Source organism: Pseudomonas sp. EL_65y_Pfl2_R96 (genome assembly GCF_963970905.1).
Lineage (GTDB): Bacteria > Pseudomonadota > Gammaproteobacteria > Pseudomonadales > Pseudomonadaceae > Aquipseudomonas.
Window position 1 is genome coordinate 55,509 of sequence record NZ_CAXAQH010000011.1, and the last position, 26,654, is coordinate 82,162.

Annotated in this window: 21 protein-coding genes, 1 tRNA gene and 1 pseudogene; 9 read left to right on the forward strand and 14 right to left on the reverse strand. The window is 59.3% G+C overall.

Annotated elements, in window-relative coordinates; translation table 11 throughout:
• Nucleotides 1-11 precede the first annotated feature (11 nt).
• Both AACY49_RS13735 and AACY49_RS13740 read right to left on the reverse strand, forming a co-directional pair.
• On the reverse strand, nt 12-1,346 hold the full coding sequence (locus tag AACY49_RS13735) for a hypothetical protein (protein WP_339524414.1): 1,335 nt from the start codon (nt 1,344-1,346) through the stop codon (nt 12-14).
• Nucleotides 1,343-2,944 carry an amino acid adenylation domain-containing protein gene (locus AACY49_RS13740; protein WP_339524416.1) on the reverse strand — a complete coding sequence of 534 codons (1,602 nt, stop codon included), beginning with the start codon at nt 2,942-2,944 and terminating at the stop codon, nt 1,343-1,345. The genes AACY49_RS13735 and AACY49_RS13740 overlap by 4 nt, the downstream gene beginning before the upstream one ends.
• Before the next feature lie 255 nt (nt 2,945-3,199).
• Here AACY49_RS13740 and AACY49_RS13745 point away from each other — a divergent pair, with 255 nt between their 5' ends.
• From AACY49_RS13745 to AACY49_RS13765, 5 genes and pseudogenes are all read left to right on the forward strand, one after another.
• Nucleotides 3,200-3,706, forward strand: a complete 507-nt coding sequence (locus tag AACY49_RS13745; protein ID WP_320393935.1) for an RNA polymerase sigma factor — start codon at nt 3,200-3,202, stop codon at nt 3,704-3,706.
• Entirely contained in the window at nt 3,703-4,443 is a 741-nt protein-coding gene (locus tag AACY49_RS13750) for an anti-sigma factor family protein (RefSeq protein ID WP_339524418.1), read from the forward strand. The genes AACY49_RS13745 and AACY49_RS13750 overlap by 4 nt, the downstream gene beginning before the upstream one ends.
• A 43-nt stretch (nt 4,444-4,486) precedes the next feature.
• Nucleotides 4,487-4,597, forward strand: a pseudogene (locus tag AACY49_RS13755) (ABC transporter substrate-binding protein); the annotation flags it as partial.
• Nucleotides 4,598-4,726: 129 nt separating this feature from the next.
• Nucleotides 4,727-5,857, forward strand: a complete 1,131-nt coding sequence (gene zapE, locus AACY49_RS13760) for a cell division protein ZapE (RefSeq protein WP_339524420.1) — start codon at nt 4,727-4,729, stop codon at nt 5,855-5,857.
• Between the two features lie 193 nt (nt 5,858-6,050).
• Nucleotides 6,051-7,355: a leucine-rich repeat-containing protein kinase family protein gene (locus AACY49_RS13765; RefSeq protein WP_339524422.1), complete on the forward strand. Its 1,305-nt coding sequence runs from the start codon at nt 6,051-6,053 to the stop codon at nt 7,353-7,355.
• 136 nt (nt 7,356-7,491) lie between these two features.
• On the opposite strand, the gene AACY49_RS13770 is transcribed toward AACY49_RS13765, so the two are convergent.
• Nucleotides 7,492-8,196, reverse strand: a complete 705-nt coding sequence (locus tag AACY49_RS13770) for a YebC/PmpR family DNA-binding transcriptional regulator (RefSeq protein ID WP_258699976.1) — start codon at nt 8,194-8,196, stop codon at nt 7,492-7,494.
• Between the two features lie 231 nt (nt 8,197-8,427).
• Between AACY49_RS13770 and AACY49_RS13775 the strand changes: the two genes are divergently transcribed.
• The gene (locus AACY49_RS13775) at nt 8,428-9,870 is read left to right on the forward strand and encodes a type VI secretion system Vgr family protein (protein WP_339524425.1); all 1,443 of its coding nucleotides are present in this window, start codon (nt 8,428-8,430) and stop codon (nt 9,868-9,870) included.
• A 274-nt stretch (nt 9,871-10,144) separates the two neighbouring features.
• A complete protein-coding gene (locus AACY49_RS13780; protein WP_258699974.1) occupies nt 10,145-10,693 on the forward strand; it encodes a cytochrome b in 549 nt (182 codons plus the stop codon).
• On the opposite strand, the gene AACY49_RS13785 is transcribed toward AACY49_RS13780, so the two are convergent.
• Both AACY49_RS13785 and AACY49_RS13790 read right to left on the reverse strand, forming a co-directional pair.
• The gene (locus tag AACY49_RS13785; RefSeq protein WP_339524428.1) at nt 10,690-11,622 is read right to left on the reverse strand and encodes a 1-aminocyclopropane-1-carboxylate deaminase/D-cysteine desulfhydrase; all 933 of its coding nucleotides are present in this window, start codon (nt 11,620-11,622) and stop codon (nt 10,690-10,692) included. The two genes, AACY49_RS13780 and AACY49_RS13785, sit on opposite strands and share 4 nt — an antisense overlap.
• 170 nt (nt 11,623-11,792) lie before the next feature.
• Nucleotides 11,793-13,832, reverse strand: coding sequence for an oxidoreductase (locus AACY49_RS13790; protein ID WP_258699973.1), 2,040 nt, complete (start codon nt 13,830-13,832; stop codon nt 11,793-11,795).
• A 208-nt stretch (nt 13,833-14,040) separates the two neighbouring features.
• Here AACY49_RS13790 and AACY49_RS13795 point away from each other — a divergent pair, with 208 nt between their 5' ends.
• Nucleotides 14,041-15,171 (forward strand): carbon-nitrogen hydrolase family protein, encoded by a 1,131-nt coding sequence (locus AACY49_RS13795; protein WP_339524430.1) that lies wholly within the window; start codon nt 14,041-14,043, stop codon nt 15,169-15,171.
• Nucleotides 15,172-15,175: 4 nt separating this feature from the next.
• Complete coding sequence (locus AACY49_RS13800) at nt 15,176-16,216, forward strand: AraC family transcriptional regulator (RefSeq protein WP_258699971.1); 1,041 nt, start codon at nt 15,176-15,178, stop codon at nt 16,214-16,216.
• On the opposite strand, the gene AACY49_RS13805 is transcribed toward AACY49_RS13800, so the two are convergent.
• From AACY49_RS13805 to tig, 9 genes are all read right to left on the reverse strand, one after another.
• Nucleotides 16,217-16,399, reverse strand: coding sequence for a hypothetical protein (locus AACY49_RS13805; RefSeq protein WP_258699970.1), 183 nt, complete (start codon nt 16,397-16,399; stop codon nt 16,217-16,219).
• A 165-nt stretch (nt 16,400-16,564) separates the two neighbouring features.
• The gene (locus AACY49_RS13810) at nt 16,565-17,413 is read right to left on the reverse strand and encodes a DUF2242 domain-containing protein (protein WP_339524433.1); all 849 of its coding nucleotides are present in this window, start codon (nt 17,411-17,413) and stop codon (nt 16,565-16,567) included.
• Between the two features lie 280 nt (nt 17,414-17,693).
• Nucleotides 17,694-19,565: a SurA N-terminal domain-containing protein gene (locus AACY49_RS13815; protein WP_339524435.1), complete on the reverse strand. Its 1,872-nt coding sequence runs from the start codon at nt 19,563-19,565 to the stop codon at nt 17,694-17,696.
• Between the two features lie 102 nt (nt 19,566-19,667).
• A tRNA-Asp gene (locus AACY49_RS13820) sits at nt 19,668-19,744 on the reverse strand.
• A 53-nt stretch (nt 19,745-19,797) separates the two neighbouring features.
• Nucleotides 19,798-20,070: an HU family DNA-binding protein gene (locus tag AACY49_RS13825; protein WP_002552737.1), complete on the reverse strand. Its 273-nt coding sequence runs from the start codon at nt 20,068-20,070 to the stop codon at nt 19,798-19,800.
• A 150-nt stretch (nt 20,071-20,220) separates the two neighbouring features.
• Nucleotides 20,221-22,617, reverse strand: a complete 2,397-nt coding sequence (lon, locus tag AACY49_RS13830) for an endopeptidase La (RefSeq protein ID WP_258699967.1) — start codon at nt 22,615-22,617, stop codon at nt 20,221-20,223.
• Nucleotides 22,618-23,028: 411 nt separating this feature from the next.
• Nucleotides 23,029-24,312: an ATP-dependent Clp protease ATP-binding subunit ClpX gene (gene clpX, locus AACY49_RS13835; protein ID WP_008048848.1), complete on the reverse strand. Its 1,284-nt coding sequence runs from the start codon at nt 24,310-24,312 to the stop codon at nt 23,029-23,031.
• 112 nt (nt 24,313-24,424) lie between these two features.
• On the reverse strand, nt 24,425-25,060 hold the full coding sequence (gene clpP / locus AACY49_RS13840) for an ATP-dependent Clp endopeptidase proteolytic subunit ClpP (RefSeq protein ID WP_007901795.1): 636 nt from the start codon (nt 25,058-25,060) through the stop codon (nt 24,425-24,427).
• Nucleotides 25,061-25,153: 93 nt separating this feature from the next.
• On the reverse strand, nt 25,154-26,464 hold the full coding sequence (gene tig / locus AACY49_RS13845; protein ID WP_033064156.1) for a trigger factor: 1,311 nt from the start codon (nt 26,462-26,464) through the stop codon (nt 25,154-25,156).
• Between the last annotated feature and the right edge of the window lie 190 nt (nt 26,465-26,654).

The following is a 26,654-nucleotide window of genomic DNA, read 5'->3' on the forward strand; positions in this document are numbered from 1 at the left end:
TTTGGCAAACATCAGGAATCCCAGATCGCGCCATAAGCCGGAATGCCCCGTGCCTCCATTTCCTCAACCACTCGCTGAGTGAGCGTCTGGTTAGAAATGCAGATCACCGCCTCGGCACCGAACGTTCGCACCGCGTCATAGGCCAATTGCACAAGGTCTGGCTTGCCGAGCACGTCAGTGTCCCAAATCAAGGCATCAGGATTGGCCCGCAGGATCTCTTCCACCAGTTCGTCACCGTAGGTTTTTCGGGGGCTGCGGGTCGACCAGACCAGCCGTATCGGTACCTGTTTAGCCAGCAAATGGGGCAATACCGGTCCGATGCCGCTGCCCGTGGCGATGTACACCACCGATTTGAACAGGGTTTCAATGTGTGCCACGCCGGCAGTGGTAATGCCTTTGACCCAGACATGAGTCGGCATCTGTTCGATGAACTCGCCGGTCCAGTCACCTGCCCGGGAAATGATCAGGCGAAAACCCGCCTCACCTGGTGTGGGAATATTGGCAAAGGAGTGCCACTCCATAAGCGGGTTGCGACTGATAGCGTTGGACGAGCCGGCAAACGGCGTGACATGGCCAAAACGGGCTATTACCGCATGAGGAGAAGGCCTGATCAGTTGCACCGGCACTTTACGCAGACGAAACCATGGCAAGGCGATGCTGAACGTCAGCGCAATCAGCATCCAGAATGCCACCGACGTCGACAGCGCCTCATGCACGGGAGTCTGCAGATTCTGGTCCCGGACAAACAGAACGGTCCATACCCAGAACAGGGCGAGCGCGGTCCATCCACCAAAGCGGTGCATTCGCTCGAACCCGTTGTGAAAACGTGCGCGAATCCGTGGATGAGCCATGATCGCCACCAACAGCAAGATGCCCAGCAACCCGGCGCTCACCCCTAGCAGCGCCAGAGAAACCCCATTCAGACCCTCAATCCAATGCCAGCTCAAGGAGCCACTCAACACCGCGAACCAGCCAATGGCTGCCAGCACGCCGCCGCTGTGCAAGCCGCCGAAGTGGTAAACCTTGGCCAGTGAGCGGCGAATCGCAAGCGGCCAGCAAGTGGGCGCCCGGGTTGCCAGCCAGAACAGCAGATTGATGATGTATTGCTGGCGAATCAAAATCGCCATCGACAGATTGGCCACCACCAAACCCGACAGCGCCTCAAGGACAATCCCCGAGGATGTCCACCACTGCCCGGCGGTCAGCCCATGCGCCAGTGCCGCAATATTGAGTGCAAGCACCAGGGCTACCAGGCGGTTGTAATGAGAAAATATCGGCAACGTTCCCCATCGCCGCCACAGCGCGCGCCTGGCAGGCAGCGCGGTATCCGGATTCCCCCCCTTCATGCGCTCACCCCTTGCCTGGTGGCCGCGGCAAGGTCGGCCTGATGCGCCACCGCCCACTCCAGCAACAAACGTTTGTCGACCTTACCCCGTGATGTCAGCGGAATTTGATCCACGGCGATGATCAGCGAAGGGACGCAATAGTAGGCAAGCCGCTCTTCACAGCGACGTCTTGCCGCATCGATGTCCGTGGTGACGGGATAGACGAAGGCCACCAGATGGCGACTGTCGAGTTTTAGCGTGACCGCCCGCTCGCAGCGACCGGATGACTCCAGAGTCGCAGAAACAGCGTCGAGCTCCACCCGAAACCCTCTGACCTTGACCTGATCATCGACGCGTCCCAGGTGTTCAAGTTCGCCGTTCGCTGTCCAGCGCCCCAGATCACGTGTGCGGAACATCATCCGGCCCTGCCCCAGAAACGGGTCGGGGCGATAGCGTTCGGTGGTCAGCGCCGGGTTACCCAAATAGCCAGCCGTCACACAGTCGCCACCGGCCCACATCTCGCCTTGCTCACCCACCTTACAGGGCTGGCCCGCCTCATCGAGCACGTACACCGTGTTGTTGGGCGTGGGTTTGCCAATCGTCAACGCACCTGCGCCCTTGTAATGCTGCATGGTGTTGACGATGGTGGTTTCGGTCGGGCCGCAGGCATTGTAAAAAGTGCAGAACGAAGACCAGCGATCGGCCAGGGGTTGCGGGCACGGTTCCCCTGCAAGGGCCACGACCTTGACTTGCTGACAACGCAATGGATCGAGTGTGCCGAGAATCGAGGGGGTGGCGATCAGTACATCGCATTGTTCGGCAGTCTGGCCGATGTCCTTGCCACGGATCATCAAGGTCGCGCCATGAGCCAGACAACCGAGTATTTCCCAGGCCGCCATGTCAAAGGCAATGTTAAGTATCTGTCCGACCTTGAGCCCAGGCTGCATGCCGAGATTGCCTGGGGCTGTCAGCAAAATATTGCACACATTGCGCTGGGTCACCCGAACCCCATTGGGCAGGCCGGTGGTGCCGGAGGTAAACAGAACGAAACACTGTCGGTCCGGAGCCGACGACAGCGAACAGGCCACATTCAAGTCATCAGCGGGTGTTGACGCAACCTTCATGAACTCATCGAGGCAAATGCTGTATTGCTGCGACGTCAGGGGAATTCGCGACTCAAGGCTCGACAGCGTCAGCACCACCCGCGTCGAAGCCACGTCCATGATGTGGCGCAATTGCGCGGCGGGAGTAATCCCTACGTGCTGAGGGATGTAGGCCGCGCCCACTTTCAATGCGGCCAGTATTCCCACCAGCATCGGGATCGAACGTTCCACAAACAAAGCCACATGATCGCCCGGGATCACGCCCTGCCGACGTAACATCGTGGCCAGTCGGTTGGCCTGCCGGTTCAGTTCACCATAAGTGATGGTTTCGCCCTCACAATGGGCGGCAATGCCCTGAGGTCTGGCGGCGGCTTGCGCCTCGACGGCGTGATGGATCAGAAGATACTCAGGCTCGACCGTCGGCCCACGACCGAATCGCTGCCACACGTCCTGGGCATTGGTCGGAAGCAGCGAGCAAATCGGTGCTGATTCAAGGGTAACTTCGCACTCTTGCATGTCAAAAAGTCTCTTCAGGCTCAATATCAACGTTCAAGCACGGGTGGGTTTGCGCAGCCTGGTGAAAGGCTGGGCTGATTGCCTGTGCTGCCGCATGGGTTGAGCCACGAAGTTCGATGCCATTACATGGACTACAAATCCATCAGAAACCTCCTACAAAAATGAGAAACGGTTTCCCGATGTGGGAATAACCTGCTGTGGTCGGCGTCCTTCTTGTCAGTGCCACTCATCACAGCCAGAGAACACGCCTTCTCCATGAACAACATCGACGGACAATTGCGTGAAATCATTCCAAGGCTACGGCGTTTCGCCGTATCGCTGACGCGCAACCCCAGCAGCGCCGACGATCTGGTGCAGGCGTGCCTTGAGCGAGCGCTATCGAGTTGGGGCGGCAAACGCCCCGAGGGCGACTTGCGGGCCTGGCTGTTTTCGATTCTTTATCGGCAGTTTCTCGACGCCCACCGCCGCTCCCGGCGTTATGCGCGGATGCTCGAATTCTTTGCCGGGCGTGACGATGCGCAACCTTCGGTAGAACGCACGGTGATCGCCCAATCGACCCTGCAAGCCTTCGACCAACTCAGCACCGAACAGCGCGCGCTGCTGCTCTGGGTGTCGGTGGAGGGCTTGAGTTATAAAGAGGTCGCCGAGATTCTCGACGTCCCCACCGGCACCGTGATGTCGCGCCTTTCCCGCGCGCGCCAGGCCTTGCGCCAGCTCAGCGACGGCGAAATCACCCGCCCTTCTCTGCGGAGACTCAAATGATCAGCATGCCGCCCAGCGAGCGTGACTTGCACGCCTACGTCGATCACCAACTCAGCGATGCCGACCGACATCAGGTGGACACTTATCTGGCCAGCCACGCCGAAGTGGCCGCGCAAGTACGCGCCTGGCAGCACGATGCCCAACAATTGCGCGCGGCCCTGAGCGGCGCCTTGCAGCAACCGACCAACCCGGAACTCGACCCGGCGCTGATTCGCCAGCGCCTCAAACGTCAATCCCGGCGTTATCTGGCCAGTGCCGCGATATTGTTGATGGCGGTCAGCGTCGGCGGGCTGGGCGGTTGGCAGGCACGGGAAATGACCTTGGCCAGCGCCCCACTGCCGATGACCGATGCGATGCAGGCCTACCGGCTGATTGCCCAGCAAGGCATCCTGCCGGCGGATTACCAAGTCAGCGACGACGGCGATATGCAGGGCTGGCTCGACCGTTATTTCAGCCAGGCCCAGCGTTTGCCAAACCTGGCGACGGCTGGCTACAAACCGGTCAGCGGTCGTTTGCTCAGCACCGAGCAAGGGCCGGCGGCAATGGTGGTGTATGAGGACAGGAGCGGGCACAAGATCAGCTTCTACGTCCGGCCACCCGGGCCGAAAAACACCCTGCTGCCCCGCGGTAGCCGCAGCGATGGTGAACTGCAGGCCGAGTACTGGTCGGGGGGCGGGTACAACTACGCGATGGTCAGCCCGAGTGACACCCCGACGGCGCAGATGCTGAAGTTCTGATCTCGGAAACGAGGACAACACCAATCGAATGTGGGAGCGGTCGGTCGAGGCGATGAAACAGTATCTGAACACTGCCATTGCCATCGACTGGGATCAGGTCAACGAACAGCACCCGGCGTGGAATGCCCGGTTGAATCGCAGTATCGAGCGGTAGTCTCGAAGATCAAAAGATCGCAGCCTGCGCCACCCCACATTTGCCGAAGTGGTCGGGTTATTCCCCATTTGGTTACACTACGCCGCCGCAGCTTGGGAGCCGGCCTTAAGACTACGGGGTGACATCACAGTGGCCGTTCGACCGCCCAACCGTCCGCGACTCACACCACACTGGCCCGCGCTGCGCCGTTTGTTCGGCAAGGCACTCGCGGCGCCGGCCAGTGCCAGCGCGCAGGGCCGGGTGATCCACGACTACTTCCACCACAAGGCCCATGCCCAGGGCTACACCCTCAGCCACAGCCAGCAGCGAGTGATCGACTGCATGGCGCAGCACGCTTCGGCGCTGCAGGGCACATTGGCATCAACACTCCCCGGTCTTTACCTCCATGGTGCAGTCGGGCGCGGCAAGAGCTGGTTGCTCGACGGTTTTTTCCAGGCCATCCCCATCGCGGAAAAACAGCGCCTGCACTTCCATGAGTTTTTTGCACAATTGCACCAGGGCATGTTCAGCCATCGCGATCAGCCCGATGCGCTGGCAGTCACCCTTGATGAACTGCTGCGAGACTGCCGGGTGCTGTGTTTCGATGAATTCCACGTGCATGACATCGGCGATGCGATGCTCATCACGCGGCTGTTCAAAGCGCTGTTTCGCCGTGGGGTTCTGCTGCTGGTGACCTCCAATTACCCGCCGGAAGGTTTGTTGCCCAACCCGCTCTATCATGCACGTTTCAAACCGGTGATCGACCTGATTCACGCGCGCATGCAGGTGATGGAAGTCGACGGCCCCCATGATTACCGCAGTCAGGCGCGAGCCCACGCACAGCAGCTATTCACCCAGGGTCAATACGTCTGGCCAGCCACAATGGCGCAGCGCCAGGCGTTGCACCTGCCCGAACACGATGCGCCGGCCATTCAGCTGCCCGTCGGGACACGACACCTTCAAGCCCGATACTGCGAAGGACGAACCATCGGCTTTACCTTCGGTGACGTGTGCGAACACCCCACCGCTGTCATGGACTACCTGGAACTGTGCCGACGTTTCGACCGCTGGATCATCGACAAACTGCCCAGCCTCGCCGACTGCTCGATCGCCGCCCAGCAGCGCTTCATCAGCCTGATCGACGTCTTGTACGACCAGGACAAGCACCTGATTCTGCTCGGCCACCAGTCATTGCGCGAAAGCCTGGGCGGCGATGCCATCGACCTGGCGCGTACGCGTAGCCGGTTGGGACAGTTGGTGGAGGTCAGGGACCCCGCCTGACCGAGAGATTGTGTTTGGGCTGCCGGCCCCTTCGCGAGCAAGCCCGCACACATTGGTTTTGTGAACGACGCAGCCCCCTGTGGGAGCGGGCTTGCTCGCGAAGAGCCCCTGACAAGCACCGCTAATTTCCCGCTATCATGTCGCCCATTTCCAGGCCCCCGCGCCCTCCTTCCGATCAATAGCGAACCTGCCCATGCACACCCTCGCACAACTGCGCGCCGGCCAACTGTCGGGCATCACCCGTCTGGATCTGTCCTGCGGCCTGACCGAGTTCCCCCGGGAAATCTTCGACCTGGCGGACTCGCTGCAAGTGCTCAACCTCAGCGGCAATGCCTTGCGCAGCCTGCCGGACGACCTGCACCGCCTGACCCGTTTGCGCGTGCTGTTCTGCTCGGACAACCGGTTCACCGAACTGCCCGCCTGCCTCGGCCAGTGCGCGGCGCTGACGATGATCGGCTTCAAGGCCAACGCCATCGAGAACGTACCGGCCGCCGCCCTGCCGCCGCAGTTGCGCTGGCTGATCCTGACCGACAACCACATCACGGATCTGCCGACCGAACTGGGGGAACGCCCGCACCTGCAAAAGCTCATGCTCGCCGGCAACCGGTTACAGCGTTTGCCCAAGAGCCTGAGCCATTGCCATCGACTCGAACTGATCCGCATCGCCGCCAATCAGCTCACCGAGCTTCCCGAGTGGCTGCTGACCCTGCCGAGCCTGACCTGGCTGGCGTACGCTGGTAACCCGCTGGAAACCGAAGCCGATGCCGCCGCCCTCGAAGCTACGGCGAGTATCCCCTGGTCCCAACTGAGCCTGGAGAAAAAACTCGGCGAAGGTGCGTCGGGGATCATTCATCAGGCGTTGTGGGAGCAGACGAAACAGGTCGCGGTAAAACTCTACAAAGGCGAAATGACCAGCGATGGCTCGCCGTTGCACGAAATGAACGCCTGCATCACCGCCGGTATCCACCCCAATCTGATCCGGGTCGAAGGGCGGATTGTCGGGCATCCGCAGGCGCAGGCCGGCCTGGTGATGCAGCTGATCGACCCGAGTTACCGCAACCTGGCCGGGCTGCCGAGCCTGGCGTCCTGCACCCGCGACATCTACACCGACGACACCCGCTTCAGCGCTGGCGTGGCGCTGCGCATCGCCAGTGGCATTGCTTCAGTGGCTGAACATTTGCACCGCCAAGGCATCACCCACGGCGACCTCTATGGCCACAACATTCTGTGGAACGAGCACGGTGACTGTCTGTTGGGGGACTTTGGCGCGGCATCTTTTCATGCCACTTCGGACAACCTTGAAAGCCGCGCGCTGCAACGGATCGAAGTACGGGCGTTCGGGGTGCTGCTGGGGGAATTGCTGGAGCGGATCGACTCGGGGTTGAGCGAGGCAGGTCGCGAGCAGCTGGAGGCGTTGCACCAGCGCTGCTGTCAGCCGGATGTGCTGGCGCGGCCGGGGTTCAGCGAGGTGGTGCGGGAGTTGACTGCGTTCAACTAGCGGCAACTATAAAACCTGTGGCGAGGGAGCTTGCTCCCGTTGGACGGCGAAGCCGTCCCAAAAGCGACGGCTGCTGCGCAACCGAACGGGAGCAAGCTCCCTCGCCACAAGTCAGATCACAAACTGCCGGAACCGCTTAACCCGCCAACCCGACAAACATGTCCTGCACGTCATCGTGGTTATCGAGGCCTTCGAGGAAGGCTTCGACCTCCGCCATCTGCTCATCGCTCAGGCCGCTGACCGGGTTCTTCGGCTGGTAACCCAACTTGGCCGACAACACCGTGAAACCCTGCTCCGGCAGCGCTTTCTGTACCGAATCCAGGTCCGCAGGCTCGGTCAGGAACAGCGTCGCGCCCTCTTCACCCGGCTCGAAATCCTGGGCACCGGCTTCGATCGCGGCCATTTCCGGATCGGCGTCAGGGCTGTCCGGGGACGCCTCGATCATGCCGACGTGGTTGAAGTCCCAGGCCACCGAACCGGAAGCACCCAACTGGCCCTTGCGGAACGCGACGCGGATTTCAGCGACGGTGCGGTTGATGTTGTCGGTGACGCATTCAACGATCAGCGGCACCTGATGCGGTGCGAACCCTTCATAGGTCACGCGATGGTATTGCACGGTTTCGCCGAGCTGGCCGGAGCCTTTCTTGATCGCGCGTTCCAGGGTTTCGCGGGGCATCGAGGCTTTTTTCGCCTGTTCGACCACCAGACGCAGGTGTGCGTTGGTGGCGGTATCGGCACCGTTGCGCGCAGCAATGGTGATTTCTTTCACCAGTTTGCCGAAGATCTTGCCCTTGGCGTTGGCTGCCGCTTCTTTGTGTTTAACCTTCCACTGTGCGCCCATTACTCACTCTCTTGATCTGTGGCGCCGAGACATCTATTGGCCGACGCGTTGCGCAAGTTTATACGGCCTAAAGATGCCAATCGACCAAAAATTCCAAGATCTTCACCCCATGACGGATCGACATCTTCAGCAGCGTCTGTAGGGCGATTCTGAAAAGTCGATTTGCGGTAACGCTTCCGGGCTGTGGTTTCGTATCCTCTGCATCCGTCCTCCCTGGCAGAAGCGCGTTCGATGCACAACGACAAGGAAAGCCCCTTCACCCTGACGCTTCTCGACGGTGGTTTGAGTTTGCAGGTGTTGCAGTTCAGTGGCCATGAAGGCCTCAACCAGCCCTATCGATTCGACATCGACGTGATCGGCCTCGCACCGTCGACGAACCTCGAGCGATGGCTGCAACAACCGGCGTTCCTGAGGCTGGCGGGTGATCAGGGCATTCACGGTGTGCTCCACAGCGTCAGTCGCGAACATCGCGGCCCGCACCGGGTCGGCTACTCTCTGGTGCTGACGCCCCATCTTCAACGACTGGACCGGCACCGCGCGCGGCGGGTGTTTCATCACCTCAGCGTGCCAGCGATCGTGCTCCAGTTGCTGGAGGAGCATCAGTTGCCCGAACACAGTTATCGCTTCGACCTGACAAGCGGGCGCTACCCTCTGCGGCCTTTTTGCATTCAATACGAAGAAAGCGACCTGGCCTTCATGCAGCGGCTGTGTGAAGAAGAAGGTATCCACTATCACTTCGAGCATCAGCCCGACGGGCACGTGCTGGTGCTGGCCGATGACAGCCTGAGTTTTCCCCAGGAGCCGTTGTTGATGCCGTTCCATGACGACGCACCCAACGCCCCCACCTCGCCAGTGATCAGCGAACTGTTCCAGCACCATGCCCCGGCACCTGCACCTGCACCTGCACCTGCACCTGCACAATGGAACGCGAGAAATCGCGGCGCGCAGGTGCTCGGCGACGGCGCGGCCAACCACCCGCTCGCCAGAACGGGCCCGGTGACGGCACACCCCGCGCCCGAACAGTGTCATCGCGATCAGCTCAGCCGCCGCCTGCTGGAGCGTCTGCGCTGCCGGCACCGGCAGATCCACGGCCAAAGCACCCAACGTGAGCTGCGCAGCGGACGAATCCTGCAAGTGGCGGAACATCCGCTCTCGAGTTTCAACGATCAGTGGCTGCTCACCGACATCCAGCACCAGGGACAGCAGCCGTCGATTCTCGCCCAGGACCCGCCCGACATTGCCCGGCACTATCGCAATCAGTTCACTGCCATTCCCTGGTCAACGGTATTCAGGCCAGCGCTCAAACAGGCCAGGCCGAGCGTTCCGGGCTATCAGACCGCCCGGGTGCTGGGTCCCGTCGGGCAACCGGCGGCGCTCGATGACCAGGGCCGAATACAGATCTGCTTGTGGCCAACGTCGGAGTTCGAGGCGGATGAATCCGCCGGATTCTGGCTACCGGTAGCCCTTGCAACACCGGACGGCCAGATCGATCCGTCCAGGCTGCCCATGGCCGGCACCAACGTGTTGATCAGTTTCCTCGATAGCGACCCGGACCGGCCGGTGCTGTGTGCCGGCATGGACCATCTCCAGCCTTCCCGGCCCGCTCCCGAGCCACGCCGCGATGCCAATATGCTGCTCGATTGGTTGATCAACCGCTCGGATCTCATGCCGTGACGCCGTTGTCGATTACCCATTGCACACGGCGGGTGGTGGCGACGTTTGTGGAGAGGGTTCGCGAGCGTTTTGTGTAGGCAGCTCCGGCTTCTTCGCGAGCAAGCCCGCTCCCACAAAAGCAGCTCCCTGCGGCGCTTTTTTGTGGCCGATTCACTTGATCCAGAGCATTCATCAGCCAATTCATCTCGGGCAAATCCAGTGAAACAGGATTACAGTTAGCCCACGCCGTCGAACAAGAACGGCGACTTCAGACCAGTCCTGTGAGGAACACCGTATGCCCTGGAAGAATTCCGAATCACGCTACAGCACCGTATCGATCGCGCTGCACTGGTTGATGCTGGTTCTGTTAATACTGGTCTACGCCTGTATCGAATTTCGCGGGATCTTTCCCAAAGGCAGTGGCGGCCGGACGCTGATCAAGGAAGCGCACTTCATGCTCGGCCTGACCGTGTTCATTCTGGTCTGGCTACGGCTATTCGCCCGCAGCCTGGGGCCGGCGCCACAGATCTTCCCCGCCTCGCCTCGCTGGCAAAGCGTGCTCGCCAAACTGATGCACTGGGCGCTGTATATTTTCATGATCACCATGCCGATTCTGGGCTGGCTGATTACCAGCGCCGAGGGCCATCGGGTGATGTTCTATGGCATTGACTTGCCGTTGCTGATCGAAGAGAACAAAACGCTGGCCAAGCAATTCGAGGGCTGGCATGTGCTCGGCGGGACCATCGGCTATTGGCTGATCGGACTGCACGCCGTGGCCGGGCTTTATCATCACTATGTGGTGCGCGATAACACCTTGCTGCGGATGACGCCCAAACGCGGTTAGTCGCGACCGCTTTGCTCAAAACCCCGGCGGCCCTGCAAGCCGCCGGTGTGGATGAAGATCAGGCGCGTGCCCAGGGGAAACTTCCCGGCTTCGATTTGTTGCTTGAGTACCATCAGCGCCTTGCCGGTGTACAGCGGTTCGAAAGGAATACCGCTGGCCTGTTCGGTCTGCTCGATGAACTTGAGTAACTGCGGATCGACTTTGGCAAAACCGCCACGGCTGGCGTCGAACAGCTCATAAGCCGGAGCCTGCAAACCTGTCTCGCGGACAATCGACTCGACCTGCTGCGCCACGCCATGATCCTCGGGCACCGCCAGCGCGCCATACACCGGGTGTTCACCCGCCTCGGCCAGTGCCAGGCCGGCCAGGGTCGTGCCCGTTCCGCAGGCCAGCCACCAGCCGTCGTAATGGCTCCAACCCAGACCGCTCAGTTGTTCGCGAACCTGAGCCATCAGTGGCATGCAGCCCTTCGCCCCACGTAAACCACCGCCGCCTTCCGGCACTGGTTGTAGCTCGGGATACTGCTCCAGCCATGGCTGCCAGAAGCCAGGTTCGTGCCGCGCTCGATAACCGCCATAACCCAACCAGTGCAACTGCATGCCGAACGCCTGCAAATCCTTCACCGTCGGAGTGTCTTGCGGATGCCCGCGCAGCAGGCCGACCGTGGTGAAACCGAAGCGTTTGCCCGCAGCGGCCAATGCGTGGAGATGGTTGGAGTGAGCGCCACCCAGGCTGATGATGCCTTGGGCGCCGTTCCGGTCGGCGGCTTTCAGATGTTCGATGAGTTTGAACCACTTGTTGCCGCTGATCAGCGGGTCGATCTGGTCCAGACGCAGAATCGCGACCTCGATGCCGAAGGGGGTAAGCCAGTCGAGGTGAAGGGGTTCCAGGGGGGCTTGGGGTAGCCAGTTGGCAGGAGGAAAAAGCATTGGCGCCTGATTGTGCTCAGAAAGAGCCAGCATTCTAGTCGCTCAAAGGGCCCTATCGCGAGCAGGCTCGCTCCCACCTTGGATTTGCGTCGGTCACAAAATACGTGAACACCACAAACCTGTGGGAGCGAGCCTGCTCGCGATGGCCATTGGCACGTTAAACCTGCGTATTACAACTCAGCCGCCAACCGCGAACCCTGGTTGATCGCGCGCTTGGCATCCAGCTCCGCCGCCACATCCGCGCCACCGATCAAGTGCACGTTCTGCCCGGCCGCGATCAGGCCATCCTGCAACTCACGCAACGGATCCTGCCCGGCGCAGATCACAATGTTGTCCACCGGTAATACCTGCGGTTCGCCGCTTTCGCCGATGCGGATGTGCAGGCCTTCGTCGTCGATCTTCAGGTACTCGACGCTGTTGAGCATCTGCACCTGCTTGTTTTTCAGACCGGTGCGGTGAATCCAGCCAGTGGTCTTGCCCAAGCCATCGCCGACCTTGGAGGTCTTGCGTTGCAACAGGAACACTTCACGGGCCGGCGCATGCGGCTCAGCCTTGATGCCCGCGACACCGCCGCGCGCTTCAAGCTGCGTATCGATGCCCCACTCCTTCCAGAACGCTTCGCGGTCCTGGCTGGTGGCCACACCCTGGTGAACGAGGAATTCCGACACGTCGAAACCGATACCACCGGCGCCGATCACCGCGACGCGCTTGCCCACTGGTTTGCGCTCCAGGATCACGTCCAGGTAGCTCAGCACCTTGGCGTGCTCGACGCCCGGAATCGCCGGCACCCGTGGCGCAATGCCGGTCGCCAGGATGATTTCGTCGTAACCGCCCTCGACCAGCTGCGCCACATCCACACGGGTGCTCAGGCACAGCTCGACATTGGTGGTCTGCAATTTGCGGTTGAAGTAACGCAGGGTCTCGAAGAACTCTTCCTTGCCCGGCACGCGCTTGGCGATGTTGAACTGGCCGCCGATTTCGCTGGCCGAATCGAACAACGTCACCTGATGGCCACGCTCGGCGGCCACAGTGGCGGCGGACAGACCGGCAGGGCCTGCGCCGACCACGGCGATTTTCTTGATCTGCTGCACCGGCAGGTAATTGAGCTCGGTTTCATGGCAGGCCCTCGGGTTCACCAGGCAACTGGTCAACTTGCCGCCAAAGGTGTGATCCAGACACGCCTGATTGCAACCGATGCAGGTGTTGATTTCATCGCCACGGCCGGCCGCAGCCTTGTTGACGAAATCCGGGTCGGCCAGGAATGGCCGGGCCATGGACACCATGTCGGCATCGCCCTCGGCCAGGATCTGCTCGGCGACTTCGGGGGTGTTGATGCGGTTGGTGGTGATCAGCGGAATGCTCACCGAACCACGCAGTTTCGCCGTGACCTTGCTGAACGCCGCACGCGGCACCTTGGTGGCGATGGTCGGAATCCGCGCTTCGTGCCAGCCTATACCGGTGTTGATGATCGTCGCACCGGCCTGCTCGATGGCCTTGGCCAATTGCACGATTTCTTCCCAAGTGCTGCCACCTTCCACCAGGTCGAGCATCGACAGGCGGAAGATAATGATGAAATTCGGGCCGACCGCTTCGCGCACCCGGCGGACGATTTCCACCGGCAGGCGCATACGGTTTTCGTAAGCGCCGCCCCAGCGGTCAGTGCGGTGGTTGGTGTGGGCCGCGAGGAACTGGTTAATGAAGTAACCTTCGGAACCCATGATCTCGACACCGTCGTACTCGGCTTTTTGCGCAAGCGTCGAGCACGTGACGAAATCGCTGATCTGCTTCTCGATGCCTTCCTCGTCCAGCTCTTTAGGCTTGAACGGGTTGATCGGTGCCTGAATCGCGCTCGGGGCCACCTGCTTCGGGCTGTAGGCATAACGCCCGGCATGAAGAATCTGCATGCAGATCTTGCCGCCCGCCTCGTGCACCGCTCGGGTGACGATCCGGTGTTTGAGCGCCTCTTCCTCGGTGGTCAGTTTGGCTGCGCCGGAGTAAACCCCGCCCTCATCGTTCGGACCGATACCGCCAGTGACCATCAGGCCAACGCCGCCACGGGCACGTTCGGCGAAGTACGCGGCCATGCGCTCGAAACCGCCGGGCTTTTCCTCAAGGCCTGTGTGCATCGAGCCCATCAGGGTGCGGTTGCGCAACGTGGTAAAACCCAGGTCCAGCGGGGCCAACAGGTGCGGGTAATGAGCGGCGGCCATCGGTAACTCCACAACGAGCGATCACGGAAAAAATGCAGGAACTCTTCGGCTCCCGTCAGTCATGTTCGACAGACTAAGAGTCGTACTGCTGTCACTCAATGACCGTAACTGACAACTTATTGATCCAAATGCGCAGTGCCCCTTGGCAAGCGCAGGCATGGGCCCTACCCTAGTCGCGAACCCTGCACACGGCCGCTGACTGTTTTCCATGCGCAAACTTTTGTACCTGACCCTCTCCATGGCGTTGATCGCCGCCCTCACGACCTACGCCATGTGGGCCGCGGACCGTCCGGTGGGTCATTACCTGTCAGACTTGCGCATCAATCTTGCGGTCGATCAGGGTACCCCCGCCGATCGTGGCAACTTGCTGGGCATCCAGCCCGAGCTGTTCCCCACCGACTATCAAAGCCCCGAGCGCCTGCATCGCAAGCTCGCGGCCTATTTGCAGAAAGCCCAGGACCAGGGCCTGCTCAATGAAAAAACCATTGTCGTGCTGCCCGAACATATCGGTACCTGGCTGATGGTCAGCGGCGAGAAAGACGAGCTGTACCAGGCCACCACGCTCAAGGAAGCCATGAACTGGCTGGCGGTGAGCAACCCGTTGCAGTTCATCCGCGCCCTGATCGGCGCCGAGGGCGCCAGCCGTCTCGACGACGCGCACTTGCGAATGAAAGCCAAGGGCATGGCCAAGGATTACCAGGCGCTGTTCGGGGGCCTGGCGAAAGAATTCCACGTGACCCTGGTGGCCGGCTCCATCGTGTTACCCGAGCCGAGTGTCAGCGACGGCGTCCTGCACATCGGCCACGGCGCGCTGTACAACAGCAGCATGGTGTTCGGTCGCGATGGCCTGCCGATCGGCCAACCCCAGCGGCAAGTACACCCCACTTTCGCCAAGCGCGACACGCTCGAAGCCAATTCCGATCCTACGATCAACGTCATCGACACCCCGGCCGGGCGCCTGGGCGTGTTGATCGGCAGCGACAGCTGGTACCCCGACAACTACCGCAAACTCGACGATCAGGGCGCGCAATTGGTGGCGGTCCCGGCGTTCGTCGTCGGGCGCGGGGTCTGGGATCAACCGTGGCGCGGCTTTAAGGGCCAACCCACGCCGAGTTCTGTCAGCCTCAAGGCCGGTGAACTCAGCGAAGGTCAGGCCTGGCATCGGCTGACGCTGATTGCCCAACCGTCCGGCAGCCAGGCCATCGCCGGCATGAGCGTGTTCCTGCGCGGCCAGTTCTGGGACAAGGGCAGCGCCGGTCAAAGCTTCCTCAGCAGCAACGGGCAACAATTCGCCGACGGCGATGCCCGGGGCGCGCGTTTGCTGAACCTCTGGCTGTAAGCCGATGAAACCGCAGCCGATGCGCCTCGGGGATCTGTCGGTGGGCTTCGTCCATAGCCTGGCCGACGCCGTACGCAGCCATGGCCTGGACCCACAACCGCTGCTCGAACAGTACGGCCTCGACGCCGCGCGACTGGCCGAAGCCGGTGCACGCCTCTCGATCCCGCGCTACATGCGCCTGGGCCACGGCGCCATTCAACTGACCGACGACCCGGCACTGGGTTTGCGCATGGGCCAGCTCAGTCGCCTGAGCCAGGCCGGACTGGCCGGCGTCACCGCCGCCCAGGCACCCACCGTGCGCGAAGCGGCGCGCTGCCTGATTCGCTTCGAAGCGCTGTACGGCTCCAACTATCGCGGCCAGTCGAGCTTTCATGAAGACGCTCAAGGTGCCTGGCTGCGTTTCTATTCCATCAGCCCCTACAACGCCTACAACCGCTTCGTGGTGGACTCGATCATCGCAGGCTGGTTGCAGCAATTGTCCAGCGTAAGCCCTGCCCCGCTACGCGCCGAACGGATCGAGATCGAGTTCCAGGCGCCGGATTACCGTGAGGCCTATGCCGTGCTGGGGGATTGTCCGGTTCAGTTTGGCGCCGAACAGAATCAGCTGCGCCTGAGCCTGGACAGCCTCGCTCAGCGCAACCCGGAGCACTGCCCGAGCACCTGGCGGCACCTGCTGCAACTGTGTGAACGGGAACTGGAGCAACTGACACGCACCCGCAGCCTGCGTGAACGTATCACTCAGTTACTGGGGCCGTTGCTCAATGGCGGCCGGGAACCCGACCTGGAAGAAGTCGCGGCACGCCTGAAGCTGCCAACCTGGACCTTGCGCCGCAAACTTGCCGAGGAAGGCACGCAATTTCGCGCAATCCTCAACGACACACGCCGCGACCTCGCCATGACCTACATTCGCGACACCGAACTGGCGTTCGGCGAAATCGCCTACCTGCTGGGGTTTGCCTCAGCCGAAGCCTTTCAACGGGCCTTCAAACGCTGGAACGGCCAGACCCCCGGCGAGTTTCGCCGCAGTCATCGCCAATCCGCGTAATTACAGCTCCGTAGCGTCTTCGGCCGGTTCCAGCGGGTCCAGTTCAAACGCCTGATACTCGAGCAGTTCTTCTTGATAATCATCCATAATTAAACCCCCATCGCTTATTGAAAAAATCGTCTGAATAAATGTCCAGCGCCCCGAGCATAAAGTGCCCACATGAAAGAAAAATGACTCGAGCACGATACGATGCCGCTACTGAATAAAACGTAGCAGGTGGTCAGGAATTTATCACAGTTTTTTTTCGATATAAGCCGTAGGAATACGGCCCGGCGTGATGTGGATCAATCTTGAAAGGCATTACGGAGGCGGTATCGTCTGACCCGCCTCCGTAACAACGGGAACCAATTACTGGCTGGAGACAGGCAGCGCCGAAATCGGCTCGGTCGGCGCCGGCAGCGTGCTTGAATCCGCCGCTGGCGTGACCGCTTCCGTGGACGAAGTCGGCTCACTGCTCGCGGCAGGAGTAATTGGCGCCGTTTCAGCAGGCGGCACAACAGGCTCCGAAGTGGCTGGAGCGGCTTCGGCAGGTGCAGGAGCTGGTGCGACTGCCGGAGCAGGTTCTGCCGCCGGGGTCGGGGTCGGCGCCAACTGAGCCGGTGCAGCCTTGGCTTCAGGCACCCCCAGTTCGGTTTTCGGCTTCTCGATGATGTGCGCGGCCTTCTTCGCTTCAGGCGGCAGGAACAATTCGACCAGGGCAAAGAAGCGCTCGTAGAACTTGGCCGAAGACACGGTTTCGCTGGCGACCTTGACCATCGAGTCGTCGGACGAGCCGATCGGCATCGATACCGAGCCCAACACGCCGACGCCGAGGCTGGCGGAGTTGTTGGTCTTTTTCAGCGCATAGCGGTCCTGCAGGGCGTTGGCGAACATGGTCGCATGATGCCCCTCGCTGCCGTCATCGGCACAGACCACATTGAAACTGATCTCCATATGGGTCTCGCCGGTCTGCTGGAAGCTCTTGTGCCCACTGATCAGTTTCGGATCACTGCTGGTGATGATGTAACCCTGGCTGAGCAAAGCCCGACGGGCGGCTTCGCAGGTTTGTGCATCGGTCACCGGGTAGCTGCGCGAAAACGTCCCGGAGTCGTCGAAGTTCTCATGCTCATAGACGGCGGCTTTCTTCGACGAACAACCGGCAGCGGCGGCCAGCACCAAGGCCAGCCCGACAACACGCATGGGAATTGATTTAAACATTGAACATCCTGAGGAAAACGGTTCGGGGCGTATTGTGCAACAGATTAATGCTTAGCGGAGTATCGATTGTGTCTTAAAACGGCTACAGATTCATTGACCGTCATATCAGGAGAAAGTCCCGCCGGAGCAAAAATCAAAAGATCGCAGCCTGCGGCAGCCTCTACGGGGGATCGCGTTCATCTGTAGGAGCAGCGGCAGGCTGCGATCTTTTTGCTTCCCCCATGAAAAACCCCAGCCTTTCGGCTGGGGTTTTTTGTGTCGCGCAAAACTCAGTCAGGCATCAGAAACGCTTGATCTCAGCCTCGCGTTCCAGCAGTTTGCGGTAGGCCGCAAAGTCTTGCTGGCCAATGCGCGAGGCGAGGAAGCGACGGTATTGAACCTTCTCTTCCTCGGTCGGCGCCGCGGCTTCGTTCACGCCGTTCAGACGCACAATCACCAGGCTACCATCGGCCAGGGTCACGCTGCTGAAGGTCGGCTTGTCTTTGGAGGCCGGCTTGGGCATGCGAAACAGCGCTTGCAGCACGGTTGGGTCGGTCCCTTCCTGAGCGCGAGTGGCTGCTGCGGTGACTTTCCAGCTCTGACCGTCAATCGCCTTGTCCAGCGCAGTCTTGCCATCGCGCAGGCTGGCAACCAGTTGATCGGCCTTGGTCTTGGCGGCAGCACTGGCGTGCTCCTTGGTCAATTGCACGCGAATGCTGGCAGCCACGCTTTCCAGCGGGAGTTGCTCAGGCTTGCGGTGCTCCTTGGCGCGCAGCACGATCACGGTTTCCGGGTCCAACTCGATGGCGGTGCTGTTGGCACCCTCATCCAGCACTTCAGGACTGAATGCAGCGGTCACCACGGCACGGTTGGCCGCAACACCTTCGCCACCTTCCCGGCCGAATGGCGCGGAAGTGTGGACGGTCAGCTTCAGGTCCTGTGCCGGCTGGGCCAGATCGGACGCTTCGAACGAGGAGTCTTCCAATTGCTTGGTCGCCTCGACGAAACGCTGCTCGACCTGCTGGGTTTTCAGCTCGCGGGTCAGCTTGTCTTTCAGGCTGGCGAACGTTGGCACCTCAGGCGCTTCAACACCCAACAGCTTGATCAGGTGGAAACCGAAGTCAGTGCGAACCGGCTCCGACACCTGATCCTTGGCCAACGAATACAGGGCTTTTTCAAACACTGGATCGTAGACGCCTGGCCCCGCGAAACCGAGGTCACCACCATTGTTCGCCGAGCCTGGATCCTGGGAGAACTCCTTGGCCAGGGCTTCAAACTTCTCGCCTTTAGCCAGACGCGCCTGCACCTCTTCGATCTTGGCCTTGGCTTGTGCTTCGGTCACCTTGTCGTTCACTTCGATCAGAATGTGCGCAGCCCGGCGTTGCTCGGACAGGTTTGCGGTTTCTTTCTGATACGCCGCCTGCAAGTCTTCGTCCTTGACGCTGACCTGATCGAAGAAGGAAGCCTTTTTCAATTCGAGGTAATCGATGACCACCTGATCCGGCGTCATGAATTCCTTGGCGTGTTCGTCGTAGTAGGCCTTGACCTCATCGTCGGTCAGCTTCACAGCCGCAGGATCTGCCTTGACGTTCAGGGTGGCGAAATCGCGGGTCTGTTTTTCCAGACGGGCGAAGGCCAGAACCTGTGCATCGGTGACGAAACCGCTACCGGCCAGGCCAGCACGCAACTGACCGATCAGCATTTCCTGAGCCAGCATCTGACGGAATTGCAGACGGCTGTAGCCCAGTTGACGGATCACCTGGTCGAAACGCTCGGCGCTGAACTTGCCACTCACCTGGAATTCAGGCGTTTGCAGGATCACCTGATCCAAAGCGGCTTCGGAGAAAGCGAATTTCGATTTTTCTGCGCCTTGCAGCAGCAGTTTGCGATCGATCAGGCCCTTGAGGGCCGATTCGCGCAGCATTTTTTCGTCGAGCAAGGAAGCATCGAAATCCTTGCCCAGCTGTTGTATGAGCTGACGGCGTTGCATATCGACCGCCTGGCTCAGCTCGTTCTGGCTGATTTCTTCGCCATTGACCTTGGCCGCCTCATTGCTGTGCGTCGTGGCCCGAAAAATGGCGTCGAAACCGGTCAAAGCCATCAGTGCAACGATGACCCCGATAATGGTCTTGGCAATCCAGCCTTGTGAATTGTCCCTGATATTCTGCAGCATGCGTCCCCCAGAAACGGTTGAACTTCAAAATTAGGCAACCGTGGAGCGTGGGTAGAATCCGGATAGAAGAAAGGCGCATCCGAGGATGCGCCTTCTCGTAACTGGCGGAGCGGACGGGACTCGAACCCGCGACCCCCGGCGTGACAGGCCGGTATTCTAACCGACTGAACTACCGCTCCGCTGCCAAGTCAGGAATGACCCCGACCCGGATAGGCAAAAACCTGAATCGAACTTAGTTGACAGCTTCTTTCAGTGCTTTACCGGCTTTGAAACCTGGTTTTTTGGCGGCTGCGATTTCCAGCGTCTTACCGGTCTGTGGGTTACGACCGATGCGAGCTGGACGATCAGTCACGGAGAAGGTGCCGAAACCAACCAGAACAACAGAGTCGCCAGCCTTGAGAGCGCCAGTGACGGATTCGATTACAGCGTCCAGCGCACGGCCAGCAGCAGCTTTCGGGATATCAGCGGATGCAGCGATAGCATCAATCAGTTCCGACTTGTTCACTCTAAGTCCCCTTATATCTATTTGAGTTTGATTCTAAGTTTTTTGGTGAAAGCAAAAAAACGAGTGCTGAATGGCCTACAGACACTTAAGAGCCGCTTTATATCAAGGGCTCTAAAAAACTGTCAAGGAAGCCTCCCAGGCAAATGCGTACTAATGCGTGCTAATTCTTTCCTTAGAGTCAGACTCGCGCTTTTCATCCTTTGCAACGATCTCCGGAACCACATCTGGCAAGGGCTCCGGCGCGTATTGCAGCGCAATTTGCAGGACCTCGTCAATCCATTTAACTGGTTTAATCTGTAGATCTTGCTTGATATTGTCAGGAATTTCCTTCAGATCGCGTACGTTCTCTTCAGGAATGATCACCGTCTTGATTCCGCCACGGTGAGCAGCCAGCAGTTTTTCCTTCAAGCCGCCGATCGCCAGCACCTGACCACGCAAGGTGATTTCGCCGGTCATGGCGACGTCCGCTCGTACAGGAATGCCAGTCAATGCCGACACCAGGGCCGTGCACATGCCTACACCGGCGCTAGGGCCGTCCTTCGGGGTCGCCCCTTCAGGCATGTGGATGTGCGTGTCGCGCTTCTCGTGGAAGTCCAGGGGAATCCCCAGGCTCTTCGCACGGCTGCGGACGACGGTCAGGGCCGCGGTGATCGATTCGACCATCACGTCACCCAGAGAACCGGTCTTGATCAGCTGGCCTTTACCCGGCACGACTGCGGCTTCGATGGTCAGCAATTCGCCGCCCACCTGGGTCCACGCCAGGCCAGTAACCTGACCGATCTGATCCTGCTGCTCAGCCAGACCGTAGCGGAATTTGCGCACGCCCAGAAAGTGCTCCAGCATGTCGGCAGTGACCTTCACCGAGAAGCGTTTCTCCATCGCATGCTCTTTGACCGCCTTGCGGCAAACCTTGGCAATCTGGCGCTCCAGCCCACGTACACCGGCTTCGCGGGTGTAGTAGCGAATGATGTCGCGAATCGCTTCGGCGTCAAATTCCAGCTCGCCTTTCTTCAGACCGTTGGCCGTAATCTGCTTCGGCGAAAGGTATTTGACGGCGATGTTGATCTTCTCGTCTTCGGTGTAACCCGGCAGACGAATCACTTCCATCCGGTCCAGCAGCGCCGGTGGAATGTTCATGGAGTTGGAGGTGCACAGGAACATCACATCGGACAGGTCGTAGTCGACTTCCAGATAGTGATCGTTGAAGTTGTGGTTCTGCTCGGGATCGAGCACTTCCAGCAACGCCGACGCCGGATCGCCACGCATGTCGCTGCCCATTTTGTCGATTTCATCGAGCAGGAACAACGGGTTGCGGACCCCCACCTTTGTCATCTTTTGAATCAATCTTCCTGGCATCGAACCGATATACGTCCGGCGATGGCCACGAATTTCCGCCTCATCGCGCACACCACCGAGGGCCATGCGGACGAATTTGCGGTTGGTGGCGTGGGCGATCGACTCTGCCAGAGAGGTTTTACCCACCCCTGGAGGACCGACCAGGCACAGCACCGGACCACGAATCTTCTTCACACGCTTCTGCACGGCGAGGTATTCGAGGATCCGCTCTTTGACTTCTTCCAGACCGTAGTGGTCTGCATCGAGAATGTCTTCGGCACGGGCAAGGTCCAGGCGCACTTTGCTCTGGGCTTTCCATGGCACTTGAACCAGCCAGTCGATGTACGAACGCACCACGGTCGCTTCCGCAGACATTGGCGACATTTGCTTGAGTTTGTTCAGTTCAGCCTGAGCCTTGGCCAACGCGTCTTTCGGCAGGCCGGCGGCATCGATACGCTTTTTCAGCTCTTCGATTTCGTTGTGGCCTTCGTCGCTGTCGCCCAGCTCTTTCTGAATGGCCTTCATCTGCTCATTCAGGTAGTACTCGCGCTGGCTGCGCTCCATTTGCTTTTTGACGCGACCGCGAATGCGTTTTTCGACTTGCAGCAGATCGATTTCGGCATCCAGCAACGCCAGAACGTGCTCGACCCGGGCCGACAAATCGATGATTTCGAGGATTTCCTGCTTCTGCTCGATCTTCAGGGCCATGTGCGCGGCCATGGTGTCGACCAGGCGGCCTGGCTCGTCGATGCTGTTGAGCGACGACAGGACTTCAGCGGGGACTTTCTTGCCCAGCTGTACATATTGTTCGAACTGAGCCAGCAGGCTGCGGACAAACACTTCCGACTCGCGCTCAGGCGCGTCGACTTCGTCGATCAGCGAGACTTCGGCTCGGCAGTGGCCGTCGACTTCGCTGAAGCGCTCCACGGCGCCCCGCTGCTCGCCTTCTACAAGAACCTTGACCGTGCCGTCAGGCAGCTTGAGCAGCTGCAGAACGGTAGCAATGGTGCCTACGCGATAAAGTGCTTCTTCACCGGGATCGTCATCAGCAGGATTTCGCTGAGCCAGCAGAAGGATCTGCTTGTCGCCCGTCATCGCAGCCTCGAGGGCTTCGATGGATTTCTCGCGCCCCACGAACAGCGGGATAACCATGTGCGGATAAACCACGACATCACGCAATGGCAGGAGAGGCAATTCGATGGTCGTCTTCATGATTTCGCCTCTACGGCGGCCATAAGGCCGTAAACAGATGGAAGTAAGCTTGAAACCAAGATGGGGGCTGCTTTCAAAAAAAACAAGCGGATAAAAGAACCACTTTAAAGATCGCCGCTTACGGCAGCGCCTGCATGGGTCCGGATGCATCCAAAAAGGTCGGCTGTCATGCCGCCTTCGCAGCGATGCGGCAAGCCAGCTCCCACAATAGCAAAGGGGCCCGAAGGCCTAATGCCAGTCAGTTAAGCGCAATCCATGTGGGAGCGGGCTTACTCGCGAAGACGGTAGTACAGTCAACATTGATGTCGCCTGACACACCGCTTTCGCGAGCAAGCCCGCTCCCACAGATTCCGCTCCTTAACTGACCAGCATTAGCCCGAAGGCCCCTTCTTTATTCCAGCAGTGTGACGCTTAAGCGTCTGGCGCTGCCTTGGCAGTCGGCTCACTGTTTTCGTAGATATACAGTGGCTTGGACTTGCCTTCTATAACGCTTTCATCGATCACTACTTTACTCACCTCGGACTGCGAGGGAATTTCATACATAGTGTCGAGCAGCACACCTTCGAGAATCGAGCGCAGTCCACGAGCACCGGTTTTGCGTTCCAGAGCGCGTTTGGCGACCGATTTCAGCGCGTCGGTCCGGAATTCCAGGTCCACGCCTTCCATCTCGAACAACTTGGCATACTGCTTGGTCAGAGCATTTTTCGGCTCGGTGAGAATCTGCATCAATGCAGCTTCATCAAGCTCGTCCAGCGTGGCAAGTACCGGCAGACGACCAACGAATTCCGGGATCAGACCGAACTTGACCAGATCGTCAGGTTCGACTTCACGCAGGGATTCACCGACTTTCTTGCCTTCTTCCTTGCTACGAACTTCTGCGTTGAAACCGATGCCGCCCTTGGTGGAACGGTTTTGAATAACCTTTTCCAGACCGGAGAACGCACCACCGCAGATGAACAGGATGTTACGGGTGTCGACCTGAAGGAATTCCTGCTGCGGATGCTTGCGACCACCTTGAGGCGGAACGGAAGCGACCGTGCCTTCGATCAACTTGAGCAGGGCCTGCTGCACGCCTTCACCGGAAACGTCCCGGGTGATCGACGGGTTGTCAGACTTGCGCGAGATCTTGTCGATCTCATCGATGTAGACAATGCCCATCTGGGCCTTTTCCACATCGTAATCGCACTTCTGCAGCAGCTTCTGAATGATGTTCTCGACATCTTCACCCACATAACCCGCCTCGGTGAGGGTGGTTGCGTCGGCGATGGTGAACGGAACGTTCAACAAGCGGGCCAGAGTTTCGGCAAGCAGGGTTTTACCCGAGCCTGTCGGGCCGATCAGCAAGATGTTGCTTTTGCCGAGTTCGACGTCGTCATTCTTTTTGTCGCGCTGGTTCAGACGCTTGTAGTGGTTGTACACCGCTACGGCCAGAACCTTTTTGGCACGTTCCTGACCAATCACGTACTGATCAAGGATGCCGCTGATTTCTTTAGGCGAAGGCAATTTATGCGCGCTGCTTTCGGCCTGGGCTTCCTGCACCTCCTCACGGATGATGTCATTGCACAGGTCGACGCATTCGTCGCAGATAAAGACCGAGGGGCCGGCAATCAATTTGCGTACTTCATGCTGGCTTTTGCCACAGAAGGAGCAATAGAGCAGCTTGCCGTTGTCCTCGCCGTTGCGGGTGTCAGTCATTCGTTCGATCCAAATCCGATAGGCTTGCAACACAAGATGAAGGCTATTGCGGGCTTTTTCAAGCCCGCTAGTGATCGGACCTGCCGACCAACCTTATTTTGAGCTGCTTATTTTAAGCGGGGCGCTGGTTGATCACTTCATCGATCAACCCGTATTCACGCGCTGCCTCTGCACTCATGAAATTATCGCGGTTGGTATCGCGCTCGATTTCTTCAAGAGTGCGCCCGCTATGCTTGGCCATCAGCGTGTTGAGACGCTCACGAATGAAGAGGATTTCCTTGGCATGGATTTCGATATCCGAGGCCTGGCCCTGGAAACCGCCCAGTGGCTGGTGAATCATCACACGCGAGTTCGGCAGGCAATAACGCTTGCCTTGGGCACCGGCCGTCAGTAGAAACGCACCCATGCTGCACGCTTGACCGATACAGGTGGTCGACACGTTTGGCTTGATGAACTGCATGGTGTCGTAGATCGACATGCCCGCCGTCACCGAACCGCCCGGCGAGTTGATATAGAGATGGATGTCCTTGTCCGGGTTTTCCGCTTCAAGGAACAGCAGTTGCGCACAGATCAGGTTGGCCATGTAGTCCTCTACCGGACCAACCAGAAAGATCACTCGCTCCTTGAGAAGGCGCGAGTAGATGTCATAGGCGCGCTCGCCACGAGCAGATTGCTCGACAACCATCGGGACCAGGCCGCCTGCGGCCTGGATATCAGAGTTCTGCTGAATATACGAATTACGGAACATGCTCTGCAGTCACTCCCAAATAGTTATGTCTTGAATACGCATAAGCCAGCACGAAGGCTGGCTTATGGTGTGTGCTTCTTACCGCAAAAACAATCAGTCGGCTTGTGGAGCTTCTACCGGCTTGACTGCTTCTTCGTAAGAGACCGATTTGTCGGTCACGCTAGCTTTCTGCAGAACAGTATCCACAACTTGTTCTTCCAGCACAACCGAACGAACTTCGTTCAGTTGCTGGTCGTTCTTGTAGTACCAGGACACAACCTGCTCAGGCTCTTGATAAGCCGAAGCCATTTCCTGAATCATCTCGCGAACGCGGGCTTCGTCAGGCTTGAGGTCGAATTGCTTGACCACTTCAGCCACGATCAGACCCAGCACAACGCGGCGCTTGGCTTGCTCTTCGAACAGTTCGGCCGGCAGTTGGTCAGGCTTGATGTTGCCGCCGAACTGCTGAACAGCCTGCACGCGCAGACGGTCCACTTCGTTGGACAGCAGAGCCTTTGGCACTTCGATCGGGTTGGTGGCCAGCAGACCGTCCATCACCTGATTCTTGACCTTGGATTTGATCGCCTGACGCAGTTCACGCTCCATGTTCTTGCGAACTTCGGTGCGGAAGCCTTCCAGACCGGTTTCCTTGATGCCGAATTGAGCGAAGAACTCTTCGGTCAACTCTGGCAGTTTAGGCTCGGAAACGGTGTTCACGGTCACGGTGAACTCAGCGGTTTTGCCTGCCAGGTCGAGGTTCTGATAGTCCTCTGGGAAGGTCAGGTTCAGAACGCGCTCTTCGCCGGCCTTAGCGCCAACCAGACCGTCTTCGAAACCAGGGATCATGCGACCGGAACCCAGCACCAGCTGAGTACCTTTGGCGGAACCGCCAGCGAACACTTCACCGTCGACCTTGCCAACGAAATCGATGTTCAGTTGGTCTTCGTTTTGAGCAGCGCGATCGGCCACTTCGAAACGGGTGTTCTGCTTACGCAGGACTTCCAGCATTTTGTCCAGATCGGCGTCAGCCACTTCAGCGCTCAGGCGCTCGACAGTGATGCCTTCGAAACCGGCAACGGTGAACTCAGGGAACACTTCGAATACAGCTACGTATTCCAGGTCCTTGCCCGCTTCCAGGGATTTAGGTTCGATCGAAGGCGAACCAGCCGGGTTCAGCTTCTGCTCGACGACAGCTTCGTAGAAGGAAGACTGGATCACGTCGCCTACCGCTTCCTGGCGAGCTTCGGCACCGAAACGGCGCTTGATTTCGCTCATTGGCACTTTGCCTGGACGGAAGCCAGCAATCTTGGCCTTTTGGGCAGTCTGCTGCAGACGCTTGTTGACCTGAGTCTCGATGCGCTCAGCCGGCACGGTGATGCTCATGCGGCGCTCAAGAGCAGAAGTATTTTCAACAGAAACTTGCATGGATATTCCTCGTTGCACAGACGTTAGCCGGCCGTTTCCGACCCCAGAATCAAGGGCATGCATTCTAGTGGGTCAAACTCAAGAAGTCACCCTACTGAAAACGGGTAAAAAAGCAGCAGGCAATTTATAGGCGGGGACAAACGGTTGCGCCTCGCCCTGTTAGCAAATACAGCCAGGGCCCTGCACCAAC

Excerpts from the sequence above, each read along its gene's own strand:
- AACY49_RS13750 (WP_339524418.1), top strand. The coding sequence starts at position 3,703 with ATGATCAGCATGCCGCCCAGCGAGCGTGACTTGCACGCCTACGTCGAT.
- AACY49_RS13745 (WP_320393935.1), top strand. The coding sequence starts at position 3,200 with ATGAACAACATCGACGGACAATTGCGTGAAATCATTCCAAGGCTACGG.
- AACY49_RS13795 (WP_339524430.1), top strand. The coding sequence starts at position 14,041 with ATGCGCAAACTTTTGTACCTGACCCTCTCCATGGCGTTGATCGCCGCC.
- lon (WP_258699967.1), bottom strand. The coding sequence starts at position 22,617 with ATGAAGACGACCATCGAATTGCCTCTCCTGCCATTGCGTGATGTCGTG.
- AACY49_RS13810 (WP_339524433.1), bottom strand. The coding sequence starts at position 17,413 with ATGTTTAAATCAATTCCCATGCGTGTTGTCGGGCTGGCCTTGGTGCTG.
- tig (WP_033064156.1), bottom strand. The coding sequence starts at position 26,464 with ATGCAAGTTTCTGTTGAAAATACTTCTGCTCTTGAGCGCCGCATGAGC.
- clpP (WP_007901795.1), bottom strand. The coding sequence starts at position 25,060 with ATGTTCCGTAATTCGTATATTCAGCAGAACTCTGATATCCAGGCCGCA.
- AACY49_RS13775 (WP_339524425.1), top strand. The coding sequence starts at position 8,428 with ATGCACAACGACAAGGAAAGCCCCTTCACCCTGACGCTTCTCGACGGT.
- AACY49_RS13765 (WP_339524422.1), top strand. The coding sequence starts at position 6,051 with ATGCACACCCTCGCACAACTGCGCGCCGGCCAACTGTCGGGCATCACC.
- clpX (WP_008048848.1), bottom strand. The coding sequence starts at position 24,312 with ATGACTGACACCCGCAACGGCGAGGACAACGGCAAGCTGCTCTATTGC.
- AACY49_RS13735 (WP_339524414.1), bottom strand. The coding sequence starts at position 1,346 with ATGAAGGGGGGGAATCCGGATACCGCGCTGCCTGCCAGGCGCGCGCTG.
- AACY49_RS13800 (WP_258699971.1), top strand. The coding sequence starts at position 15,176 with ATGAAACCGCAGCCGATGCGCCTCGGGGATCTGTCGGTGGGCTTCGTC.
- AACY49_RS13770 (WP_258699976.1), bottom strand. The coding sequence starts at position 8,196 with ATGGGCGCACAGTGGAAGGTTAAACACAAAGAAGCGGCAGCCAACGCC.
- AACY49_RS13740 (WP_339524416.1), bottom strand. The coding sequence starts at position 2,944 with ATGCAAGAGTGCGAAGTTACCCTTGAATCAGCACCGATTTGCTCGCTG.
- AACY49_RS13780 (WP_258699974.1), top strand. The coding sequence starts at position 10,145 with ATGCCCTGGAAGAATTCCGAATCACGCTACAGCACCGTATCGATCGCG.
- AACY49_RS13785 (WP_339524428.1), bottom strand. The coding sequence starts at position 11,622 with ATGCTTTTTCCTCCTGCCAACTGGCTACCCCAAGCCCCCCTGGAACCC.
- AACY49_RS13790 (WP_258699973.1), bottom strand. The coding sequence starts at position 13,832 with ATGGCCGCCGCTCATTACCCGCACCTGTTGGCCCCGCTGGACCTGGGT.
- AACY49_RS13815 (WP_339524435.1), bottom strand. The coding sequence starts at position 19,565 with ATGCTGCAGAATATCAGGGACAATTCACAAGGCTGGATTGCCAAGACC.